Consider the following 22,501-nt stretch of genomic DNA (forward strand, 5'->3'; position numbering starts at 1 on the left):
CACGAGCGGCTGCGCCGTTGAAGCCAAAGCTGGATCATCCGAGTGCATCGTGTATGGAATCGGTTGTGAGGAGCTCACGATCGCGCCACTGGATGAAACGGTGCGGGGTGAGGATCTGGGGCACGAACCGGAGTGCGGCCCCACGGGCAGCAAGGCGAACACGGATCTCTGCTCTACGACGGTGAAGCAACAACGTCCACGTCACGAGCGCCACGACCACTACGAGGGCCAAAATCGCATTGACGATTCCGGCAACCTGTACGGTAACCGCATCGGCCCCTGCGGCACGTACGGCGCCACTCAACCACGACGAGGCAAGGGCGGCGCCCGCCACAAGCAGTGGAACGTGCGACCAGAATAAGCGCCTTGCCATTCGTGGACCCACGAGGGGTATCCATGTTCGCAGGAATCGATTCCGCACTAGAACTCCTCTTCGCATTTAGTCGTCGGCCCCAGTGTCAGCCCTGGCTCGGTCCTGAAATGAGCGCCCAAGCTGTCACGAAGATGGCAATGCCAGCGAACTTGACAAACTGGTAGCTGCCATAAATGAGGACGACGGGTCCCGCTCCCCAACCGAAATCGTGGAGGAAGGCTGCCAAGTTCTCGGCCGTGGCTGGATCGTAGAAATCCGCACCGAACAGCGCACCTGAATCTGCCAAGTACGACGCCACGGTGGCCCAGTTGTTAGCTTGCTGTTTAAGGTACGCCGTGCTTACACACTGGCCATTGGTATACGAATTCGTGTACCACTCCGTGCCGGGTTTGCACCCGTGCGAGTCCGTGATGTCGTTCTTACTGTTGGGGTTGGCTGGACTTGGCTTGGTCGGGACGGGGGTCGAGTGCGTTGGCGCGCTCGGCGACGGAGTCTTGGCCAGGTATTGCGGTGCACATGGCGGTCGAGGATCTGAGGTGCAGGTGTTCGCCGGTCCGATACCCGGAAACTTCGGAAGTGGATCGCCTGCACACTTTTGCAAGAGTGGCTGGCACTTAGGGAATGGCTTAAACCCGAGGACGTCAACGTTGGCGACCGGGTTGTCGAACACGTACCCGTACCGGTGCAGGGATTGCGGTTGAGTAGCGGTTCCTCGCCAGGGGTCGGGGCTGGTCCACGATCCGACAGACGGGTCGTAGGTGCGGGCAAAGTAATGGTTCAACCCCTGGGTCGGGTCGGTCTGCTCACCCGTGTAGTTCTGAGGACCCGACCAACCGGCGGTCTCGAATTGTTGGGTTCCCCAGTCGTCGTAGGTGGACAGTTGGGTGATCGAACCACCCTGCGCGCCCGCGATCGTAGAGCCCAGACGATCCAGGAGATCCCAGGTCGCATCCCCGCTCTGGTTCACGTGCTCGACCAGGTTCCCCAGCGCGTCACGGACAGTCGTCGCGGTGCCCGCCTCGGTGGTGGTCTGAACCGGGGCGGATCCGTCAAAGACGGTGCGCGCGGTGCTGGTGCCCAGGCTCGTGGTGTCCGTGGTCGTGGTTTTGCGGCCCAAACCGTCGTACCCGTAACTGGTGGTCCGGCCCGGACGGTCCACCTGCGTGGTCTGACCCGCCGGGTTGTACGCGAACCCTGTCGAAACACCCGCCACGTTTTGGCTCGTCCGGTTCCCCGCCCCGTCATAACCGTAGGTCGCCACACCACCCGGAACACCACGACCCGCCCCCGTCGTGGCAGTGCGAGTGACCTGGTTCGCGTCGCTGAACGACGCCTGCTGGGCGAAGTTCCCATCCGCTGCACCAGAACGCGACCACGACACCCGGTTACCGGCCGGGTCATACCCGTACGCGTTCTTCTCCCCTCCACCGGTGATAGATCCGGTGAGCCGGTTCAGCGCGTCGTAGCTGTACGCGGCCGTCGTCGTGGTGATCTTCGGCGCGCTCCCGTTCACTGGCGCCGGCCGCCCGGAAGCGGCGAGCCTGTTCGGCGCGTTCGAGATGGTGCGCGTGGCGCTGGTGACATTGCCGTTCGCGTCGTAGCCGTACTGGTAAGTCAACGACCCACCGTCCGGAACCGGGTTCGCCGGGGCCGGAAGCGTACGCCCGGACAGGTACGGGGCCGTCCGCTCGCACAACGGCGCATCCGCCGTGCTACGCGCGCGGGCGCCGATGTACCCGGCGACACTCGAGCACTTCGTCGCGGCCGCCTCGCCCGCCGCATACGGAGCCGGAGTCGGCGTCGCGGACGAGGCCGGCGGGGTGGCCGGTTGCGGGGTGGTGTGCGCGATCGCCGTGACCCGGTCATCCGCGTCGTACTGGTAGCCGGTGCTCACCCCGGTCGACCGGGTCTGCTTGGTGAGCAGACCCGCCGCATCCCAGGCGTAACTAAGGGAACCCCACGGTGAGGTCTGCGAGGTCACCTTCCCGGCCTGGTCATACGTGTACATCAACTGCTGACCGGTCGGCAGAATGACGCCGGTGGTCTGACCGGCCTTGTCGTAGGCGGTCTTCAGATGCCCGCCCTGCTGATCGATCTGGGTGGTGGCGCGGCCGTCCTTGTCATACACGAAACCGGTCACCCCGCCCGGGTCGGTCACCGCGATCAGCCGCTGCTCGGCGTCGTACTCGAAGGTGGCGATCGCGCCCGCGGCATCCTGACGGACCAGGTCACCGCGCTTGTCGTACCGGTAGGCGGTGGTCGCCCCAGTGCCGGTCACCGTGGAGGTCGTCCGACCGGCAGGCGAATAGGTGGTCCGGGTAGTGTTCCCGACCGGGTTCACCTCGCCGGTGGTGCGACCCACTCCATCGACCGTGAACTTCGTGACATGACCGTTCGGATCCGTGAGACTCGTACGGTTACCGTCCGCGTCGTACCCGTACGCTGTCGTCACATTCACCGACGGGCCGGAAACGGCACCCTTCTTGTAGCCCTGGATCACTTGGTTCAGCAACCCGCGCGGGTCGTACGTGTAGCGGGTTTCGTCGCCGTTCGGGCTGGTCACAGAGGTCTGCTGGCCTGCGAGGTCATAGCCGTAGCTCGTCGTCGCGCCCATTGCATCCGTCGTCGACGTCTGGTTCCCGTCCCCGTCGTAGGTATACGACGTGGTGTGCCCGTTGGGGTCGGTCGATGCGGTGCGCCGACCGGCGGCGTCATACGTGTACACAGTCTCATGGCCTGCAGGGTCGGTGACCGACGCCAGCTGGCCCGTGGGCGTGTACGCCATGGCTGTCGTACGCCCCAGCGGGTCGGTCGCGGCAATCACCTTCCCGGCACCGTCGTAGGTGACCGCGGTGGTCTCACCCAGCGGTGACGTGGTGGACGTCCTGCGGCCGGCGGCGTCGTAGGCGTACCTGGTCACCGAACCGTCGCGCTTGGTCACCGCGACCAGGTTCCCGTCGACGTCGTAGCCGAAGTCCTGGTGCTTGCCCAGGCCGTCCGTCACCCGCGTGATCCGGTCCATCACGTCATAGGAGTACCGGGTCACCACACCATCTGGATCCGTGAGCAGGACCAGGCGCCCGACCGCGTCGTACTCATAGCGGGTGACGGCCCCGGTCGGATCGGTCCGACGGGTCAGGTTGCCGCCCACGTCGTACGCGTAGGTCGTCTTCCCCCCACCGGCGGACGTGGCGCTGGTGAGGTTCCCAACACCGTCGTAGGTGCGCTTGGTGACGCCGCCCTTGGGATCGGTGATCTGAGAGACCCGGTCCTGTCCGTCGGTCGAATAAGCGGTCTTCGCACCCAGCGGATCCGTCTGGCCGGTGAGGGAGTCCTCGCTGTCGTAGGCATACGAGGTCACCCCGCCCACCGCGTTCGTCGCCTGAGTCAGGTGGAAAAGCGCGTCCCACGTGTACTTCTGGGTGGCACCCACCGGGTCGGTCACCTGGGAGACGTGATCATTCGGCTCGTACGCGTACGAGGTAGTGTGTCCGGCCGGATCGGTGACGGACACCAGCCGGTCGCCGCTGTCCCACCCGTACGAGGTGGTGTGTCCGTTCGGGTCGGTGACCGCGGTGATGCGGCCCGCGGTGTCGTAAGAGTAATGGGTCGCGGCGCCCGTCGGGTCGGTCGCGACCGTGATGTGCCCCGTCGCGTCGTGCTGGTAGGTGGTGGTCGCGCCCGAGGGCTGGACCGTAGCTGTCAGAGTGCCTGTGCCGTCATACCGGTTAGTGATCGTTTTCCCGTCCGGCTGGTGGATTGCCGTGAGATGCCCGGCGCTGTCGTAGTCGTATGCCCACGTTCGTGCGGCGCCCCTCTGACCGCCCGCATCCGTCTTCGTCGCGACACGCCCGGTCGGGGTGTACGTGTACCTGGTCACGGCGCCCGTCGGAGACGTCTCGGAGAGGATGTTCCCCGAGCCGTCGTAAGCGTACTTCGTCGCGTGGCCGTCCTCATCGGTGGAGGTGGTGACATTGTTCTGACTGTCGAACCCGAAAGTAGCCGTCGTCCCATCGGGATGCTGCACCTTCGTGATGCGGTAGCTCGCGTCGAAGAAGTAGACGCTCGTGCGACCGAGCGTATCCGTGTAGGTCGTCTGCCCGGGCGTGGAGTAGTCCAGCGTCCGCAGCTTGCCGACGGCGTCCCACTGCTTCACGATCCGGCCTTGCGCGTCGTACGCGTTCTTCAGATACTGAACCCCGCTTGCGTCCGTCCCGGTGAGGAGTTGGTGGGCGCCATCGTAGGTGAAGACGTGGGTACGCCCGTCCGGCAGGGTCACCGTCGTGAGATTCCCGGCGGCGTCGTACGACAACGACCAATGGTCCCCACCCGGCCGCGTGAATCCGGTGACCCGGCCCAGGGCGTCGGACTGCACCTGGATGACCTGACCGCCAGGCACGGTGATCGAGGTCAGCGGCACGAACTGCTGCGTGTTCGCATCCGGTGCACCATACGTGAGCGTGGTCGTGTTGCCGTTCGCGTCCGTGTGGGTCACCAGCTCGCCGATGCCCTCGATGTCGCCGGCATCGAATGTCCACGACTCCCCGGACACATCCGTGAGCAGGAGACGGCCGCCCGGCTGCTCGGACAGCGTTTGATGCAGGGTCGGGTCGGTCCGGTAGCCGCCATAGCCGTCGGGGGTGAAGACGTAGGAGGCCCCGTCGCCACGCACCACCATCACACTTCCGTCGCTGAAGCGTTGCGCCCGCGCGCCGAGGCCGAATGACCACCCGGCGCCCACCCGCGACAAGCGGCCGTCCTGGGAGTTGTAGAACAGCGTCAGATCGGTCGACGAACCGCCCAGCCCGGGGAGGGTGAAGAGCTTCTCCTGCTCGACCAGGTTGCCGGTGGAGAACGAGAAGGGTTCGCCGCCGTAGGTCAGGTAATTCTGCAGGCCGAGCGCGCGCCATCGGGCTAGCTCGGCCGCAGACGGCGGAGTCGGCCAGCCTCCGGTCACCGGGTCCGTGCAGTCGAAACCCTGCGTTTCGAGCCACTTCCCCACCCCGGTCAGCACTCCGTTCACGACCCCGGAGAAGTTGTTGTCGATCATCACGCGGTCGTAGTTGTTGTCCATGAACAGCGCCTCGAGGTGCGTCAGCGCGCCCGGCACACCATCGAAATCGCTGCCCGGGAAGTTGCCGTTGTTGCCCATGTTCTTCGCCGGACGTCCCGTGTACGTCGGTAGGTTGCCGGTCAGCGAGAACGACAGCTGATCGTCCGCGGGACCGCCGCGCGAATAGGTCTGCGATCCGCCCAGCGACGGGTCGGACCCGCCCCAGGCTTGCCCGTTGAGAGCGTTGAACGCGAGACCCACCGTCGCCACAGGGTTCGCGTTCGCGGCAATACCGGCACGCGTGGCGCGACTGATATCCGGCACAGCCGGGTCTTCTCGCGTGATCACGACGTTCGCCCGGCAATCTTGCACCAGCGCATCCCGTACCAGCTGCGCCAGCCGGATGTTGAACCCGAGCTCACTCACAGGCGGAGCCGGCGTTGTCACGCGCCCCTCGTCATTGTCAGGGTCGAGGACCACGACCGGCCCGGCCGGCGGCACGAACTTTTCCCCGATCACCACGAACTGGGACAGGTGCGTCGACTCGCCCTTCACGAGTCCCGACTTCTCGTCGTAGTACGACGGCAGCAGGCTCCACGGCTCCCCCGCCTTCTCGCGTGTGTAGATCTTCAGTGATTTCGGATCGACGCCAGCGGCCTTGACGCGGTCGAGGTCCGGTTTGAGGCTGAGTGCGATACCGGGCACGACATCGGAGACGAGGGGTCCTTTCTTGCCGCCGCCGCGGGTGTGCGTCCGTTTCGCCGGAAACTGCGTGCGCTGCTCACCACCAGAATCCTTGGCCGTGATCTGGACGGGATCCGACACCGGCTCGCCGCCACCCGGTTGCTCGGCCTGCGCCGAGACCGCGGCGTCTCGGGGAGCTTCACCGACCGCCACCTTCAGATCCGACGGCACATCGTTCCCCGAGAACGTCACCGCAGCGCCGACCTCGTCCGCGGTCACCGTCGAGGACGCGTCCGGTCTCACCGTTCCCTCCGCGACGGGAGCCGGAGCTTCCGTCTGCGCCGCAACCCGGGCATCCTGAACCGCAGCAGCAGCGCGCACCTCCGCCAGCGTGAACGCGGCAGTACGCCGAGCCACCTCCATCGGTGACGCCTCGGCCGGCGTCACCGCACCGACCGCCGCCAGAGCACCGATCGTAGCGGCCGCGACCGTCGCGAACGACCATGACCGGCGCATCAGGCGACGGTTCCGGTCCAGAGAGCCTTCGAGAACAGGTGCCGCTTCCGGGCGAGCACGCATCCGGCTGCGATCAGGCCCAGAGCGGAGGCGGCGATCAGCCCGATCGCGATGCTCGTCCCCGTGCTGGCCAGACTGCTGCGCGGGATCACGCAGGCGGCGAGCTGGATCGCGTCGGAGACCCCATCTCCGTCGTAATCCTCATGTCCCGTCGCGCACGTCGCCGTACCGCAGATGACCACCGAGGCCCACTTGGGCACCCCGTTCGCGTTCGCATCCGCATTGCCCGTCTGGCAGGTCGCCGAGCCGCATACGATTTGCCGGGCGAAGTCAGGGATTGCATCCCTCACCGAGTCTTTCGTGGGAGAGGCACATGCCGATGTTTTGCAAGCGGCGACCTCGACCCAGTCGGGAATACCGTCCCTATCCCGATCCTCCCGGCCTGTCGCGCAGGTCGCGCTGCCACACACCACCCGCTCCACCACATCCGGGATGGAGTCATGGTCCGCATCACACGCCTGAACGTCATTGGTAGCGGTGCACGAGGACGACGGAGCCGTCGCAGAAGCAGGGGACGCCCCCAAGACGACGCCGAGTACGGCGACGGCTATACCCGCGGCAGAGACCGCGACGAGTTGGAGGAGACGAAGGAAGCTCTGGTGACGATGACCCACACCTTCCCAGACGGACGGCCGGTACGACTATGACACCAAGCCGGTCGATCCATTCATGCGTCTAGAGATGGACCGGCCCAACGACCGCCGGTCGACCTCCGCTACTTGACGCTGCCGGCCGTGAGACCTCCGACCAGGCGCTTCTCGATGAGCATGAACAGGATGACGACGGGGATGACCGCGACCACCGACACCGCGAAGACGTACTGCCAGGCGGCGTCGTACTGGCCCACGAACTTGGTGAGCGCCACGGAGAGCGGCTGGTTGGCATCCGTCGACAGGATCACCAGGCTCGCCGCGAACTCGTTCCACGACGCGACGAAGGTGTAGATGATCGCCGTCACGATGCCCGGCCAGACCAGCGGCAGCTGCACCCGGAACAGCACCGTCCACTTGCCCGCGCCGTCGAGCTGCGCGGCCTCGTCGACCTCCTTCGGCACGCCGGAGAAGAAGCTGTGCATGATCCAGATCGCGAACGCCAGGTTGAAGGCGGCGTTCACGAGGATCATCGCGAGCCAGGTGTCGTTGATCCCGAGAGCGACCATCTCCTTGAAGAGGCCGGTCGCGAGCACGGTCGGCTGCAGCATCTGCGTCACGATCACGAGGAACAGGAAGATCCCCCGTCCCGGGAACCGGAACCGCGCGGTGTAGTACGCCGCGGGCACGCAGACCACGAGCACCAGCGCCGTCGCGAACACCGCGATCACGATGGTCGAGATCAGGTTGTACGGCAGCGGCGTCTCCGGGGTCGACCACATCGTGAGGTAGTTCTCGGGATGCCACTGCTCGGGCAGGTAGGTCGGGGGGACGGCCAGGATGTTGTTCCGGCTCTTGAACGAGCCGACCAGCATGATCAGGTACGGCGCGATGAAGACGAGCGCGATGACGATGCCCGCGATCACCTTGACGACGGTGCGCCCGGGCGACCCGGACCCGCCCGCACGGCGGCGGCGGGGCGTCGGGGCTCCGGCGAGCGCGACGGGGGCCGGTGCGGTCACGAGACCTCCTTCATCGGCTTGACGATCCACAGGTAGAGGCCCACCACGACCAGCACGATCAGGAAGTTGATCACGCTGAGGGCGCTGGACAGGTCGATCCGCTGCTCGTTCTGCAGCAGCTTGAACACGTAGGTGGTGGTCGTGTCCGCCTTGTAGCCGGGGATGGACCCGGTCATGAGCTTCAGGATGGGCAGCGAGTTGAAGACGTTGATGATGTTGATCAGTGTCGCGAGCGCGATGGCGTTCCGCAGGTTGGGCAGCGTGACGCTGAAGTAGGAGCGCAGGGCGCTCGCGCCGTCCACCTTCGCGGCCTCGAGCATGTCGCCCGGGATGCCGGCGAGCCCCGCCAGGATCGTGTACGTCGTGAACGGCAGCGAGACGAACACCGCGATGCCGATCGACGAGATGAAGGCGGGCAGCGGCTCCTTGGTGAACCCGAAGGGCTCCGCGATCAGGTGGATGTCGACGAGGAACTTGTTGATGATCCCGTAGAAGGGGTCGAGGCCGTAGACGAACACGGTGGTGGTCATCACGACGCTCGCCGCCCACGGGACGATGATCGCCATCCGCACCCACCGGCGGCCGGGGAAGTTCTTGTCGAGGAACTGGGCGAGGGCCAGCGAGATCGCCACGGTGATGACGACGACCGAGACCACCCAGACCAGGGAGTTGATCAGGATGCCGGGGAGCTCCGGCCGCGAGAGCACCGTGATGTAGTTCTGCAGGCCGACCGATCCGTGGTCCACGCCGGCGATCGAGATCTTCCGGGTGGAGTTGTAGACCATGTAGCCGGCCGGGAACAGCACGACGCCGAAGATCAGGATGAGGGCGGGCAGCGTCCACGGCACGGCGCGCCACAGGTCGGCTGCGCCTCCGGGACTCTTCGGTGCCTTGGGGGTCTTGGGGGACGCCCCGCGGCGGGGACGGCCGGTGGCCGCCCCCGCGCGGGTCGCTTCAGCAGTGCGGGTCATCCGGGTCTACTGGCCGTCGGCCTTCGCCTGGATGGACTTCAGCAGGTCCTCGGGCTTGGCGCCCTGACCCAGCTGGCCGATCTGGCTCTGGATCGCGCCCTGCGCGGCCGACCAGTTCGGGTTGGTGGACGGGTAGAACTTCGCGTTCGGCAGCAGGTCGAGGAACGGCTTGATGGTCTCGTCCGAGCCCATCACGTCCGCGCCGGACTTGGTGGTGGGCAGGAAGCCCTCCGCCTTGACCCACTTCGTGTAGACGTCCTTCGAGTAGAAGTAGTCGAGGAACTTCTTGATCGACTCCGTCTTGTCCGTCTTGTTCTTGAACGCCATCAGGTGGTCCGCGACGCCCAGCGTGAACGGCGAGCCGTCCTTGGTGGGGATCGGCGCGATGCCGTACTGCAGCGACGGGTTCTTGTCCTTGAGCTGGCCGACTGTCGGCGGGAGGCCGACCTGCATGCCGAGCTGGCCCTGGATGAAGACGTTGAGCAGCGGCGTCCGGTTGGTCGAGCCGGGGTTCGGCTCGGTGTAGCCCTGGTCGATGATCTTCTGCATCTCCGTCGCGCCCTCGACGTTCTCGGGGCTGTCGATGGTCAGCTTCTTCGCGTCGCCGTAGCCGCCGCCCGCTCCGTAGAACCAGATCGCGGTCTCGGCCTGCGCCTCCTCGCTGCCGAGCGGCATGCCGTAGGCGGTGACGCCGGCGGCCTTCAGCTTGGCCGCGTCCTCTTCGAACTCGGCCCACGTCTTCGGCGGAGCCGAGATGCCGGCCTTGGCGAAGTCGTCCTTGTTGTAGAACAGCGCACGGGCCGACGCGATGAACGGGAGGCCGTACTGCGTGCCGTCGATGCTGGCGTTCTTCTTGAAGGCGTCCTGGAAGTCGTTCAGCGTGGACGCCGAGACGATGTCCTTCGCCGGGTAGAGCAGGTCGTCGGAGGCGAAGCCGGCGAACGCGTCGATGTTCAGGATGTCGGGCTGCTTCTGGGCCTGGATGCGCGTCTTGATGACGTTGTTGATGTCGGTCCAGGACTCGACGTCGAGGTTGACCTTGATGTCGCTGTTCTTGGCCTCGAAGTCCTTGATGATCTGCTGCCACTCGGCCTTGGTGTTGTCCGAGTAGCTCGCCACCATCAGGTCGAGCGATTGCGCGCCGCCGGACGAGCCTCCGGACCCGCCGCTGAAGCCGCACGAGGCGAGCGTCATGGTGGCGACCGCCGCGGTTGCGACCGCCGCTCCCCACCGCAGTGACTTCTTCATTGCTTCCTCACTTCTCGAAGGGAAAAACACGAACCGTCACTGCTGTTGGTGCCTGCGCGACGGTGCGTAGCTGTTTGATGCTTAGTGATTTGTTTCTGCTCGAAACAAGCACTTGCACTCAATGGATGATCGAAATCATGTCGTGTCGCCACGCTCCCGTCAAGAAGCAGACCGCAGATCGTTACACGGCGTTTACACCGAGACCCATATCCCTGTACATAGGCGGCGGAAACGATTGAACATGATCACTGGACACAACGTTCGATCATCAGCGATCATTGTGACCAGCACATCGAGCAGACGAATCGACAGGAGCGATCAGTGACGCACGCATCCACCGCAGGAGCCCACATGGAGGCCGAGCTGCGCTCGCAGCCCGAGACCTGGGCCACCGCGGCCGGGCTCCGCGAGGAGCAGTCGCTGCTCCCCGCATCGGGTGAGCGCATCGCCGTGGTCGGCTGCGGCACCTCGTGGTTCATGGCGCAGGCGTACGCGGCGCTGCGCGAGCGCGCCGGGCACGGCGTGACGGACGCGTTCGCGGCCTCCGAGGCGCCGGTGCTCGACCGCGGCTACGACGCGATCGTGGCGATCACCCGCTCGGGCACGACGACCGAGGTGCTCGAACTGCTCGACGCGCTCCGCAGCTCCGGCAGCAGCGCGCGCACGGTCGGCATCGTCGGCGATCCCGAGACTCCGCTGGTCGACCTCGTCGACACCGCGATCCGGCTGCCCTTCGCCGACGAGCAGTCGGTCGTGCAGACCCGGTTCGCGACCACCGCCCTCGCGCTCGTCCGCGCATCCCTCGGCGAAGACCTCTCCCCCGCCATCGACCAGGCCGCCGCCGCCATCGAGGAGGAGCTGGACGACGAGCTGATCGCGGCCGAGCAGTACTCGTTCCTCGGCGCCGGATGGACGATCGGACTGGCGCACGAGGCCGCGCTCAAGATGCGCGAGGCCTCGCAGTCGTGGACCGAGTCCTACCCCGCCAAGGAGTACCGTCACGGCCCCATCGCGATCGCCGCCCCCGGCCGCGTCACGTGGATGCTGGGCGAGGCGCCGACCGGGCTCGCCGACGACCTGCGGGTCACCGGCGCCCGCTTCGAGGACCGTCCGATCGACGGGATGGCCGACCTGGTGCGCGCGCAGCGGGTGGCGCTGGCCCGTGCCCGTCGCGCCGGCCTCGATCCCGACAGCCCCCGCAACCTCACGCGATCGGTCATCCTGCCCTCGTGACCGCCGACGCCCTCGCCTCGCAGGCACCGACCGCCGCCCCGCTCGGGAGCGGCGCGCCGGTGCTGGCGTTCGACGTCGGCGGGACCGACACCAAGGCGGCGCTCGTGGATGCGGACGGCCGGCTGGTGCGCGTGCTACGCATCCCGACCCCGCATGCCGGCGAGGCCACCGGTGACGCCGTCGTCGACGCGATCGCCGGTCTCGCCGCACGCTTCACCGCCGAGCATCCGGACGTCGTCCCGCAGGCCGCGGGTCTCCTCGTCCCGGGTCACGTGGACGACGCCGCGGGCGTCGGGGTGTTCGCCGAGAACCTGGGCTGGCACGACTTCCCGTTCCGCGACCGCGCCGAGCAGGCGCTCGGCCTGCCGGTCTCGTTCAGCCACGACGTTCGCGGCGCCGGGGAGGCGGAGCACCGGCTGGGTGCCGCGGCGCCCTACCGCGACGTCGTCGTGATGGCGATCGGCACCGGCATCGCCGGGGCCGTCTTCGTCGACGGCCGCCTGTACACCGGTGGCGGCATGGCCGGCGAGATGGGCCACTCGCGGGTCGCCGACGGACCGGTCTGCGCCTGCGGCGGCATCGGCTGTCTTGAAGCGGTCGCGTCGGCGGCGTCGATCGCGCGGCGGTACAACGCGGCGGCCGGGGCGGACGTGCCCGGGGCGCGCGAGGTCCTGGAGCGCGCGCAGCACGAGGATGCGGTGGCCCAGCGGGTCTGGGAGTCCGCCCTCGACGCCCTGGCCCTGGACCTGTCCCACACCGTCGCCCTGCTCGCGCCGGAGGCGATCGTGATCGGCGGCGGGCTGGCGCAGGCCGGCCCCGCGCTGTTCGAGCCTCTCGCCGCGAAGCTCGACGGCATCCTGACCTTCCATCGCCGGCCGGTGCTGCTGCCGGCGAGCATCGGCGAGAACGCGGGCGTGATCGGCGCGGCCCTGCGGGCGCGCGACCTGCTCGTGACGGCGCCGGCTCCGGAGCCGGCCTCGTGATCCTGACCGTCACGCCGAATCCGGCGCTCGACCTCACCTACCGACTGACCGCGCTGGTGCCGGGCGAGACCCACCGCGCTGCTCCGCCCGCCGTGCGCGCGGGCGGCAAGGGCCTCAACGTGGCGCGCGTGATCGCGCAGACCGGGGGCGCCGCCTTCGCGCTGACGACCGCCGGGGGTGCGCCGGGCGTGCGCCTCGCCGACGAGCTGGAGGCGTCACAGCTGCCGTCCGAGCTGCTGCCCGTCGCGTCTCCGACCCGGACGAGCATCGCGCTGGTGGACGAGTCCGCGGGAGAGACGACGGTCGTCAACGAGACCGGTGATCCGCTCACCGACGCCGAGTGGACCGCGCTGCGGGATGCGACCCGGCGGCTGGCCGTGCCCGCCACCGCGATCGTCGGGTCCGGCAGCCTGCCGCCGGACGCGCCCGACGATATCTACGCCGACCTGGTCGCCGTCGCCGCGGACCGCGGGGTGCCGAGCGTCATCGACGCGATCGGGCGCGCGCTCATCCTGGCCGCGGCGGCCGGCGCCGATGTCGTGAAACCGAACCGGCGCGAACTGGCCGAGACCACCGGCGACGACGACCCGGTGACCGGTGCGCGCATCCTTCTCGACGCGGGCGCCGGGCTCGTGCTCGTCTCCCTCGGCGCCGACGGGATGCTCGCCGTGCCCCGCGCGGGAGAACCCCTGCACGCGCGCCTCCCCCAGCCGCTCACCGGCAATGCGACCGGGGCCGGAGATGCGGCCGTCGCAGCGGTGGCGACCCTGCTCGCCTCCGGGACCGACGACCCCGAGCGGCTGCTGCGCCGGGCGACCGCCTGGTCGGCCGCCGCCGTGCTCGCCCCGCTCGCTGGAGAGCTGCATCCCTCCTACCCGGAGTTCGAGGCGCGCCTCGTGACCACCTGACCGCCTCCCCGTCCACCGTCCTGGAGCCGCCATGCCCCTCGTCCCCACCGCCGACCTGCTGCACGCAGCGGTCGGCCACCGCACCGGTCTCGCGGCGTTCAACGTCGTGCTGCTGGAGACCGCGGAGGCGCTCGTCGACGCCGCCGAGGAGACCGGGCTGCCCGTCATCCTGCAGATCTCGCAGAACTGCGTCGCCTACCACGGCGCCCTGGAGCCGATCGCGGAGGCGACCCTCACGCTGGCGCACCGGTCGAGCGCGCACGTCGCCGTGCACCTCGACCACGCCGAGGACGCGCAGCTCGCCCGCCGTGCGGTCGAGCTGGGCTTCGGCTCGGTGATGTTCGACGGCTCCGCGCTCGACTACGAGCACAACGTCGCCGCGACCGTGGGCGTCGTCGAGTACGCCCACGCGCACGACGTGCTGGTGGAGGCGGAGCTCGGCGAGATCGGCGGGAAGGACGGCGCCCACGCCCCCGGCGTGCGCACCGACCCGGGCGAAGCGCGCCGGTTCGCCGAGGAGACCGGCGTCGACGCCCTCGCGGTCGCCGTCGGGAGCTCGCATGCGATGACCGAGCGCACGGCGGCGCTCGACCTCGAGCTCATCGGGCGTCTGCGACACGCCGTGCCGGTTCCGCTGGTGCTGCACGGCTCCAGCGGGGTGGCGGATGAGACGATCGAGCAGGCGATCCGCGCAGGGATCACCAAGGTCAACGTCTCCACCCACCTCAACCGGTTCTTCACCGATGCGATCCGGTCGCACCTCGGCGCGCATCCCGAGACGGTGGACCCGCGGAAGTACGTGCGGGAGGGACGGGCCGCGGTGACCGCCGAGGCGGCACGCCTGATGACCCTGTTCGACGTCGACGGCGCGGGCGGGACCGGCGGAACGGAGACGATGCACCGATGAACAGAGCGGAACGGCTGAACGCCGTGCTCGACCTGCTGGCCGAGGCCGGCCAGGTCGAGGTCGACGACATCGTCGCCAAGCTGGACGTGTCGGCGGCCACGGCACGGCGCGACCTGGACGCGCTGGCGTCGCAGCAGCTGCTCACCCGCACCCGCGGCGGGGCGATCGGGCAGTCGGTCGCCTACGACCTGCCGATCCGCTACAAGCGCGAGCAGCACGCCCCCGAGAAGCTGCGGATCGCACAGGCGGCGAGTGCCCTCGTGCCGCGCGGCGCGGTCGTCGGGCTGTGCGGCGGGACGACCAGCACGGCCGTCGCGACCGTGCTGAGCTCGCGGCCCGACCTCATGGAGCCGTCGCCGCATCCCAGCCTCACCGTCGTCACGAACGCGATCAACATCGCGGCCCAGCTGGTCATGCGGCCGCAGATCAAGACCGTCGTGACCGGCGGCGTGGTGCACGCGCGCTCGTACGAGCTCGTCGGGCCGTACAGCGACGTGGTGCTGGAGAAGATCACCATGGACATCGCCTTCATCGGCGTGAACGGCATCGACCCGTTGGTCGGCGCGACGGTGCACGACGAGGGCGAGGCGAGCGTCAACTCGCTGATGGCGCGCCGCGCGACCCGGGCCGTCGTGGTGGCCGACTCGTCCAAGATCGGGCGCAAGGCGTTCGCCACCCTCGGCGGCCCGAAGCTGCTGACCACGCTGATCACCGACGACGGGATCACCGACGAGCAGCGGACCGCGTTCGTCGAGCAGGGCTTCGAGGTGATCGTCGCGTGAGCGGCGACCACGTCATCCACTCGGCACGGCTGGTCGACGGCGGAACGGTGGTCGACGACGGCTGGGTGCGGTTCGCCGGCGGCACGATCGCCGCGACGGGGACCGGTGATTCCTGGCGGAGGTCGCCCGCGACGACGGTGACGGATGCCGCCGGCGCGTGGCTCACGCCCGGCTTCGTCGACATCCATGTCCACGGCGGAGGCGGTGCGAGCTTCGACGACGGCGGTGAGCACATCGCGCGGGCGCTCGACCTGCACCGCCGGCACGGGACCACCCGCTCGGTGATCTCGCTGGTCACCGCGCCGGTCGCCTCGCTCGCGGAGCGGCTGCGCGAGGTGGCCTCGCTGACCAGGGCCGACCCGCGCATCCTCGGCGCACATCTGGAGGGACCGTTCCTCGACGTCGGGCACAAGGGCGCGCACGACCCCGCACTGCTGCGCCCGGCGACCGCCGCCGACATCGAGACGCTGCTCGACGCGGCGGGCGGCACGCTTCGGCAGATCACGCTGGCACCCGAGCTGCCCGGAGGGATGGACGCGGTCCGCGCGTTCGCGGCGGCGGGCGTCGCCGTCGCGGTCGGCCACACGGACGCGGACTACGACCGGACGCTCGCGGCCTTCGACGCCGGGGCGAGCATCCTGACCCATGCTTTCAATGCGATGCCGGGCCTCCACCACCGCGGGCCCGGACCCGTCGCCGCCGCCGCACGCACGCCGGGCGTGACCCTCGAAATCGTCAACGACGGCGTGCACGTCCATCCTGAGATGGTCCGGATGGCGTTCGCGGGCGCGCCCGGCCGGATGGCGCTCGTCACCGACGCCATGGCCGCCGCCGGCTCCGACGACGGCGACTATCTGCTCGGCTCGCTGGAGGTCGAGGTGCGCGGCGGAATTGCGCGGCTCGCCGGCGGCGGCTCCATCGCGGGGTCGACGCTCACCCTCGACGACGCGCTGCGGCGCGCAGTGCAGGAGGTGGGCATCCCCCTCGTGGACGCCGTGCGCGCGGTCAGCGAGACGCCCGCCGCGGCGATCGGGCGCGGGCACGACCTCGGACGGCTGCGCGCCGGCTACGCCGCCGACGCCGTGCTGCTCGACGCGGACCTGCGGGTGCGGCAGGTGTGGTCGGCGGGCGAGCCCGTCCTCCGCTGACGCGCGCGGCCCGGGCTACGCGCGGGACAGGCGCGGGACGAGCAGGACCAGCACGATGGACACGACCAGCAGGCCGACGTAGCACCACGGCAGCAGCATCAGCCCGCCGAGGTCGAAGATCAGCGCCCCGACCAGGGCTCCGCCGCCGATGCCGATGTTGAACGAGGTCGTGTAGAGCGCGCTCGCGGTGTCGCGGAACGCTGGCGACGACGTGTGCAGCATCCGGGTCTGCAGCAGCGGCGGCAGCGCGCCGAAGGCGAGGCCCCACAGCAGGAAGGCGATCAGCGCGGCGACGATCTGCCCGGCCACCAGCGCCAGGGCGGCCACGGCGACGCCGGTCACCGCGAGCGCGAGGATGAGGCCGAGCTGCGGGCGCGGCCCCAGCACGGAGCCCGCGAGCAGCAGGCCGCCGGCGCCGGCGATGCCGTAGAGGAACAGCAGCGCCCCGACGTTGCCCGAAGGGACGCCCATCGGCCCGGTCAGGAACGGCACGACGAACGTGTAGAAGGCGTAGTGGCCGACCATGGTCACCGCGGCGATGGCGCAGACCATGATCACGGCAGGGACGGTGCGGTCGCGCGGCCGGGGAACGGTCCGGTCGCGACGGGTGCGGCGGGCGCCGTCCGAGTCGCGCTCCACCGCGGGCAGCAGCTTCCAGATCACCAGCGCGCCCACCATCATCAGGGCGGCGAGGATGGCGAACGACAGCCGCCAGCCGAACAGGTGACCCGCGAACGTCCCGAGCGGGACGCCGAACACGAAGGCGAGCGTCCCGCCGCCCAGGGTGATCGAGACGGCGCGGCCGATCTGGTCCTTCGGCACGAGGTGGCCGGCGTAGGCGCCGACGATCGACCAGAACATCCCGTGCGCGACCCCGCCGAGGATGCGCGACCCGACGACGAAGCCGTAGTCGGGTGCGATCGCGGTGAGGGCGTTGGAGACGCCCAGGACGACCAGGATGCCGATCAGCAGGCCGTGCCGCGGCCAGCGTCGCGTGAGCGCGGTCAGCGGGGTGCTCGTGACCACGACCGTGAACGCGAACACGGTCACGAGGAGGCCGACCTGCGCCTCGCTCACCCCGAGGGAGGCGCTCATGTCCGGCAGCAGCCCGGTCGGGATCATCTCGCTGGTGACGGAGAGGAAGGTGGCGGAGGCGAGAGCGATCAGCCCCACCCAGGGGAATTTCGGCGCGGTGCGCGCCGGGGTCGTCGAAGTGGCAGTCATACGGATCTGTCCAACGTGGCGTTCCCCGGCCATCCGCCGCGATGCGCGGGCCACGGTCCGTTGCGGTACCGGGAGGGATGGCGGGTCGACTACGCGCCGATGTGCGCGCCCAGGGCCGTGCGGGAACCGCCGACCAGGAACGATTCTACCGGAGCTCGTCCAGGATGCGACTGCTGTCCGAGATCTCGATCAGCGGGGCGTACAGCGCCATCGCATCCAGGGCCCGCTGGTGGTCGGCGTCGGACAGCCCGGCGCACGCGTCCGCGGCGACCCGGATGCGGACCCCCGCGTCCGCGGCGCCGAGAGCCGTGCTGAGCACGCAGCAGTCGGTGGAGACGCCGGCGAGCACCACATCCTGAGACCCGCCGAGCGCCGCGCGCAGGTCGGCGCCCCACTTGCCGAACGTGGTCTCTGTGACCACCGGGTGCCCGGTGTCGCGGAAGGCGAGCACCAGGTCGTAGATCGGGTCGTCCTCGGGCATCAGCGCGAACGGCCACTGCTCGTAGTAGGGCACCCACGCGCCCTCGGGCCGCTCGGGCGCGACGAAGCGGGTGAAGATCACGCGGTCGCCGAACGCCGGCACCATCCCGGCGATGACCGCCTCCGCCTCGGAGAACTTGGGGGTGAACCACGGACTGGCGGGGTCGCCGAACACCTGCTGCATGTCGACGACGACGAGGGTGGGTCCGCCCGCGTCGGTCACCGCTCCTCCTGTCGGCGCACGGCGGCCCGCGAGAACAGCAGCGTGCCGAGGTAGCCGATCACCAGCGCGACGAGCACGCCCAGGTTCGCGTAGGCCCAGTCGCCCTGCGTGCCGCCGATCGGGCCGAGCAGGTAGCCCTGCCACGCCAGCCACGACGCGGAGCCGTTCGTCACCAGGCCCCACCCGATCGCGGTACCGATGACGATGAGCGCGATGGGGAGCCAGCGGACCGCGCCGTAGCGGCCGCGCCGGTCGTACAGGTCCGCCTCCGCGTAGTCGCGACGGCGGAGCTGGATGTCGGCGACGAAGATGCCGCACCAGGCGGCGATCGGCACCCCGAGGGTGATCAGGAAGCCCTGGAACGGGCCGAGGAAGTCGGTCGCGAAGAACACGACGTAGATGGCGCCGGCGGTCATGATGACGCCGTCGATGCCGGCCGCGACGTACCGCGGCACCCGGACGCCGACGCTGAGCAGCGCCAGCCCGGACGAGTAGATGTCGAGCACCGCGCCGCCGACGAGCCCCAGCACGGCGACGATCACGAACGGCACCAGGAACCAGGTCGGCAGCAGGGAGGCGAGCGCGCCGATCGGGTCCGCGGCGATCGCCTCGCTCAGCTTCGACGACGACCCGGCGAGCAGGATGCCGAAGATCAGCAGGATGACCGGGGCGAGCGACGAGCCGAAGGTCGTCCATCCCACCACTCCCCCGCTGCGGGCGCTGCGGGGCAGGTAACGGGAGTAGTCGGCGGCCGCGTTCACCCAGCCCAGGCCGAAGCCGGTGAGCATGAACACGAACCCGCCGATGACGTGGGGCGCGTCACCGGCCGGCAGGGCCGCGACGGCGCCGAGGTCGATGTGGTTGAGGACGAGCAGGATGTAGACCACGGTCAGCGCGCCGGTCACGATGGTGATGACCATCTGCATGCGCATGATCAGGTGGAAGCCGACCACGCCGCCGACGATCACCAGCGCGACGACGACGATCAGGGCGACCAGCTTGGTCACCCAGCCGCCCTCCCAGCCGAGCTGCTGGAACACGGTCGCGGTGGCGAGCGCCGCCAGCGACACGAGAACCGTCTCCCACCCGACCGTCAGCAGCCAGGAGAGGAACGACGGGACGCGGTTGCCCTCCACCCCGAACACCGCGCGGCTCAGCACCATGGTGGGCGCCGACCCGCGCTTGCCGGCCAGGGCGATGACCCCGCACAGCAGGAACGAAGCGACGATGCCGACCACGCCGACGATGGTCGCCTGCCAGAACGAGATGCCGAACCCGAGCAGGAACGATCCATAGCTCAGGCCGAAGACGGACACGTTCGCGCCGAACCACGGCCAGAACAGGTCGCGTGGACGTCCGTGCCGCTCGTCCTCGTGGATGGTGTTGAGCCCGTTGAGCTCGACGTCGAAGGCGGATGCCGCGCCCGTACGGGTGTCGGGCGCATCCTCACCGGTGCTGGTCATGCACCGATCGTGGTGCACGGGGGGCGGCACGTCAACAGCGGCACGTCACGCCTCCCATGGATTCACGACAGGAATGCCGACGTCAGCGAATTCCCTGTCCACCATGCGCCTCCTAATGCAGACATATTTTGGATATCAGCCAAGGCTATCACGCCGACCGCTACCCTGATCTGGTGACCGACTCCACCGCCTCCAACCACTGGGTGCTCACGTTCAGCTGCGCCGACCGCCCCGGGATCGTGCACGCCGTCAGCGGCGCGATCGTCGCGGCGCGCGGCAACATCACCGAGAGCCAGCAGTTCGCGAGCACCGACACCGGCCGGTTCTTCATGCGGCTGCAGGTCGAGTCGGAGGCCGGGCGGGACGAGTTCGAGCAGGCGCTGGCTCCGGTGGTCGATCGGTTCGGGATGACGCACCGCGTCGACAACGTCGGGCGGCCGCTGCGCACGCTCGTGCTGGTGTCGAAGGCGGCGCACTGCCTCAACGACCTGCTGTTCCGCCAGCGGGCCGGCCAGCTGCCGGTCGAGATCCCGCTGGTGCTGTCCAACCACGACACGCTGAGCGACCTGGCCGGCTTCTACGGGGTGCCGTTCGAGGCGCAGGCGGTGCACGGTCCGGACTCCAAGGCGGCGTTCGAGGCGCGCATCCTGGAGGCGGTCGAGGAGCACGACATCGAGCTGGTCGTGCTCGCCCGGTACATGCAGATCCTGTCGCCGGAGCTGTGCGAGCGACTCGCCGGACGCGCGATCAACATCCACCACTCCTTCCTCCCCGGCTTCAAGGGCGCGAACCCGTACCGCCAGGCGCACGCCCGCGGCGTGAAGCTGATCGGAGCCACCGCCCACTTCGTCACCAGCGACCTGGACGAGGGGCCGATCATCGAGCAGAACGTCGTGCGCGTCGACCACACCCAGTCGGTGCAGGAGCTCGTGGCGATCGGGCAGGACGAGGAGAGCCGCACGCTGACGCAGGCCGTGAAGTGGTTCGCCGAGGACCGCGTGCTGCTCGACGGCGCCCGCACCATCATCTTCCGCTGACCGCCCGTGGCTAGACTGGTCCGGTGACTTCCGCCCCCGATCAGCAGGCCTCCTTCAAGCTGGGCGTCAACGACGTCGTGCGCTTCCTGCTCGAGCTGTTCGCGATCGTCTCGCTGGCCATCTGGGGCTTCGTCGCGTGGCCGCTGCCCTGGAACATCGTCGTCGGGATCGGCGCACCCGTCGTCGCGATCCTGCTCTGGGCGCTGTTCCGGTCGCCGCGCGCCGTGCTTCACGTGGACGCGTTCGTGAAGGCCATCGTCGAGGTCGTCGTCATGGCGTCCGCCGCGTTCGCCTGGTGGGACCTCGGCCAGCCGGTCGTCGCGATCGTCTTCGCGGTCGTCGCGACGGTGAGCGGGGTCATCAACGGCCGGCGCGAGTTCGCATGAGCCGCCTCGTCGTCCACAGCGCCCGCAAGGTGGATGCGGATGGGCAGGTCGACGACTTCTGGCTCGTCGCCGACGGGGCGCAGATCATCGCGACCGGGACGGGGATCGGCTGGCGCGAATCGGCCTCCGAGGGCGCGACGGTCGTCGACGCCGAGGGCCACTGGCTGACCCCGGGTTTCATCGACCTGCACTGCCACGGCGGCGGAGGCCATCCGTACGACGACGGCATCGACGACCTGCGCGCCGCGCTGGCGACGCACCGCGCGCACGGCACCACCCGCTCCCTCATCTCGCACGTCGCGAATCCGCTCCCCGCGCTCCGCGAGACCCTCGCGATCGTCGCCGAGCTGACCGCATCCGATCCCCTAGTGCTCGGCTCGCACCTCGAGGGCCCGTTCCTCGCCCCCGAGCGGCGCGGCGCGCACGACGCGCGGTACCTGCTCGACCCGGAGCCGGAGACCGTGGAGGCGCTGATCGGCGCCGCGCGCGGAACCCTCCGCACCGCGACCATCGCCCCCGAGCTGCCGAACGCGCTGGAGTCGATCGGCGTGCTGATCGAGGCCGGCGTGGTGGTCGGCGTCGGGCACACGACCGCGGACTACGCGCAGGCGGCCCGCGCGTTCGAGGTGGGCGCCCGGCTGCTGACGCACGCGTTCAACGCGATGCCCGGCATCCACCACCGCGCCCCCGGCCCCGTGATGGCGGCCATCGACAACCGCGACGTGACGCTGGAGCTGATCCTCGACGGGCTGCACGTGCATCCCTCGGTCGCCGGACTGCTGTTCCGGGAGGCGCCCGGCCGCGTCGCCCTCGTGACCGATGCGATGGCTGCCGCCGGTGCGACCGATGGGAACTACCACCTCGGCGGGCTCAACGTGACGGTGCACGACGGCCTCGCGGTGCTGTCCGGCACGGACACGATCGCCGGTTCGACGCTCACCCAGGATGTCGCCCTGCGCAACGCCGTCACCCGCGCCGGCGTCGACCCGGTCGCCGCGGTCACAGCTCTCACGCGTACCCCGGCGCACGTGCTGGGCGAGGAGCACCGGCTCGGCCGCCTGCACACGGGCTACGTCGCCGACGCGGTGCTGCTCGACCACGACTGGCGCGTGCGCACGGTCGTCGCCGACGGCGCCGTCCTCCCCCGCTGACCCCGGGGCGCCGCGCGCCGCGCGCCCCGCGACTGCGCCGTCTCGTAACGACTGCGCCT

The 22,501-nt window shown here is 69.3% G+C and carries 17 protein-coding genes; 9 read left to right on the plus strand and 8 right to left on the minus strand.

Translation table 11 applies throughout. The annotated features are described in order from the left end of the window. Nucleotides 1-458 precede the first annotated feature (458 nt). The 5 genes from J2W45_RS08510 to J2W45_RS08530 all read right to left on the minus strand — a co-directional run bounded on the left by J2W45_RS08510 (nucleotide 459) and on the right by J2W45_RS08530 (nucleotide 10,517). Entirely contained in the window at nucleotides 459-6,626 is a 6,168-nt protein-coding gene (locus J2W45_RS08510; protein ID WP_310130771.1) for an RHS repeat-associated core domain-containing protein, read from the minus strand. Continuing rightward, nucleotides 6,626-6,886, minus strand: coding sequence for a hypothetical protein (locus J2W45_RS08515; protein WP_310130772.1), 261 nt, complete (start codon nucleotides 6,884-6,886; stop codon nucleotides 6,626-6,628). The genes J2W45_RS08510 and J2W45_RS08515 overlap by 1 nt, the downstream gene beginning before the upstream one ends. A gap of 515 nt (nucleotides 6,887-7,401) precedes the next feature. Then, the gene (locus tag J2W45_RS08520; RefSeq protein ID WP_310130776.1) at nucleotides 7,402-8,298 is read right to left on the minus strand and encodes a carbohydrate ABC transporter permease; all 897 of its coding nucleotides are present in this window, start codon (nucleotides 8,296-8,298) and stop codon (nucleotides 7,402-7,404) included. After that, nucleotides 8,295-9,269, minus strand: coding sequence for a carbohydrate ABC transporter permease (locus tag J2W45_RS08525; protein ID WP_310130778.1), 975 nt, complete (start codon nucleotides 9,267-9,269; stop codon nucleotides 8,295-8,297). Before J2W45_RS08525 ends, J2W45_RS08520 begins: the two co-directional genes overlap by 4 nt. 6 nt (nucleotides 9,270-9,275) lie before the next feature. Continuing rightward, nucleotides 9,276-10,517, minus strand: coding sequence for an extracellular solute-binding protein (locus J2W45_RS08530; RefSeq protein ID WP_310130780.1), 1,242 nt, complete (start codon nucleotides 10,515-10,517; stop codon nucleotides 9,276-9,278). A 351-nt stretch (nucleotides 10,518-10,868) separates the two neighbouring features. Here J2W45_RS08530 and J2W45_RS08535 point away from each other — a divergent pair, with 351 nt between their 5' ends. Genes J2W45_RS08535 through nagA (J2W45_RS08560) form a run of 6 tightly spaced genes read left to right on the plus strand, consistent with a single transcriptional unit; the run spans nucleotide 10,869 to nucleotide 16,478 of the window. Further along, nucleotides 10,869-11,750, plus strand: a complete 882-nt coding sequence (locus J2W45_RS08535) for an SIS domain-containing protein (RefSeq protein WP_310134985.1) — start codon at nucleotides 10,869-10,871, stop codon at nucleotides 11,748-11,750. Nucleotides 11,751-11,809: 59 nt separating this feature from the next. Continuing rightward, on the plus strand, nucleotides 11,810-12,733 hold the full coding sequence (locus J2W45_RS08540; protein ID WP_396427113.1) for an ROK family protein: 924 nt from the start codon (nucleotides 11,810-11,812) through the stop codon (nucleotides 12,731-12,733). Continuing rightward, on the plus strand, nucleotides 12,730-13,641 hold the full coding sequence (locus J2W45_RS08545; protein WP_310130784.1) for a 1-phosphofructokinase family hexose kinase: 912 nt from the start codon (nucleotides 12,730-12,732) through the stop codon (nucleotides 13,639-13,641). Before J2W45_RS08540 ends, J2W45_RS08545 begins: the two co-directional genes overlap by 4 nt. 31 nt (nucleotides 13,642-13,672) lie before the next feature. Then, complete coding sequence (locus tag J2W45_RS08550) at nucleotides 13,673-14,548, plus strand: class II fructose-bisphosphate aldolase (RefSeq protein ID WP_310130785.1); 876 nt, start codon at nucleotides 13,673-13,675, stop codon at nucleotides 14,546-14,548. Then, nucleotides 14,545-15,330 carry a DeoR/GlpR family DNA-binding transcription regulator gene (locus tag J2W45_RS08555; RefSeq protein ID WP_310130786.1) on the plus strand — a complete coding sequence of 262 codons (786 nt, stop codon included), beginning with the start codon at nucleotides 14,545-14,547 and terminating at the stop codon, nucleotides 15,328-15,330. Before J2W45_RS08550 ends, J2W45_RS08555 begins: the two co-directional genes overlap by 4 nt. After that, on the plus strand, nucleotides 15,327-16,478 hold the full coding sequence (gene nagA / locus J2W45_RS08560; RefSeq protein ID WP_310130788.1) for an N-acetylglucosamine-6-phosphate deacetylase: 1,152 nt from the start codon (nucleotides 15,327-15,329) through the stop codon (nucleotides 16,476-16,478). The genes J2W45_RS08555 and nagA (J2W45_RS08560) overlap by 4 nt, the downstream gene beginning before the upstream one ends. Before the next feature lie 15 nt (nucleotides 16,479-16,493). Here nagA (J2W45_RS08560) and J2W45_RS08565 read toward each other — a convergent pair whose 3' ends face one another. From J2W45_RS08565 to J2W45_RS08575, 3 genes are all read right to left on the minus strand, one after another. Then, nucleotides 16,494-17,702 carry an MFS transporter gene (locus tag J2W45_RS08565; RefSeq protein ID WP_310130791.1) on the minus strand — a complete coding sequence of 403 codons (1,209 nt, stop codon included), beginning with the start codon at nucleotides 17,700-17,702 and terminating at the stop codon, nucleotides 16,494-16,496. Nucleotides 17,703-17,847: 145 nt separating this feature from the next. Next, the gene (locus J2W45_RS08570) at nucleotides 17,848-18,405 is read right to left on the minus strand and encodes a cysteine hydrolase family protein (protein ID WP_310130793.1); all 558 of its coding nucleotides are present in this window, start codon (nucleotides 18,403-18,405) and stop codon (nucleotides 17,848-17,850) included. Beyond that, complete coding sequence (locus J2W45_RS08575) at nucleotides 18,402-19,868, minus strand: purine-cytosine permease family protein (protein WP_310130795.1); 1,467 nt, start codon at nucleotides 19,866-19,868, stop codon at nucleotides 18,402-18,404. The genes J2W45_RS08570 and J2W45_RS08575 overlap by 4 nt, the downstream gene beginning before the upstream one ends. 173 nt (nucleotides 19,869-20,041) lie before the next feature. On the opposite strand from J2W45_RS08575, the gene purU reads away from it, so the two are divergent. The 3 genes from purU to nagA (J2W45_RS08590) are packed head-to-tail and all read left to right on the plus strand — an operon-like array spanning nucleotide 20,042 to nucleotide 22,442. Next, a complete protein-coding gene (purU, locus tag J2W45_RS08580; RefSeq protein ID WP_310130798.1) occupies nucleotides 20,042-20,905 on the plus strand; it encodes a formyltetrahydrofolate deformylase in 864 nt (287 codons plus the stop codon). Nucleotides 20,906-20,928: 23 nt separating this feature from the next. Then, nucleotides 20,929-21,291, plus strand: coding sequence for a YrdB family protein (locus J2W45_RS08585; RefSeq protein WP_310130800.1), 363 nt, complete (start codon nucleotides 20,929-20,931; stop codon nucleotides 21,289-21,291). Continuing rightward, complete coding sequence (gene nagA / locus J2W45_RS08590; RefSeq protein ID WP_310130801.1) at nucleotides 21,288-22,442, plus strand: N-acetylglucosamine-6-phosphate deacetylase; 1,155 nt, start codon at nucleotides 21,288-21,290, stop codon at nucleotides 22,440-22,442. Before J2W45_RS08585 ends, nagA (J2W45_RS08590) begins: the two co-directional genes overlap by 4 nt. The last annotated feature ends 59 nt before the right edge of the window (nucleotides 22,443-22,501 follow it).

Origin of the sequence: Leifsonia shinshuensis (assembly GCF_031456835.1) — a bacterium.
In the GTDB taxonomy this organism is placed as follows: domain Bacteria; phylum Actinomycetota; class Actinomycetes; order Actinomycetales; family Microbacteriaceae; genus Leifsonia; species Leifsonia shinshuensis_C.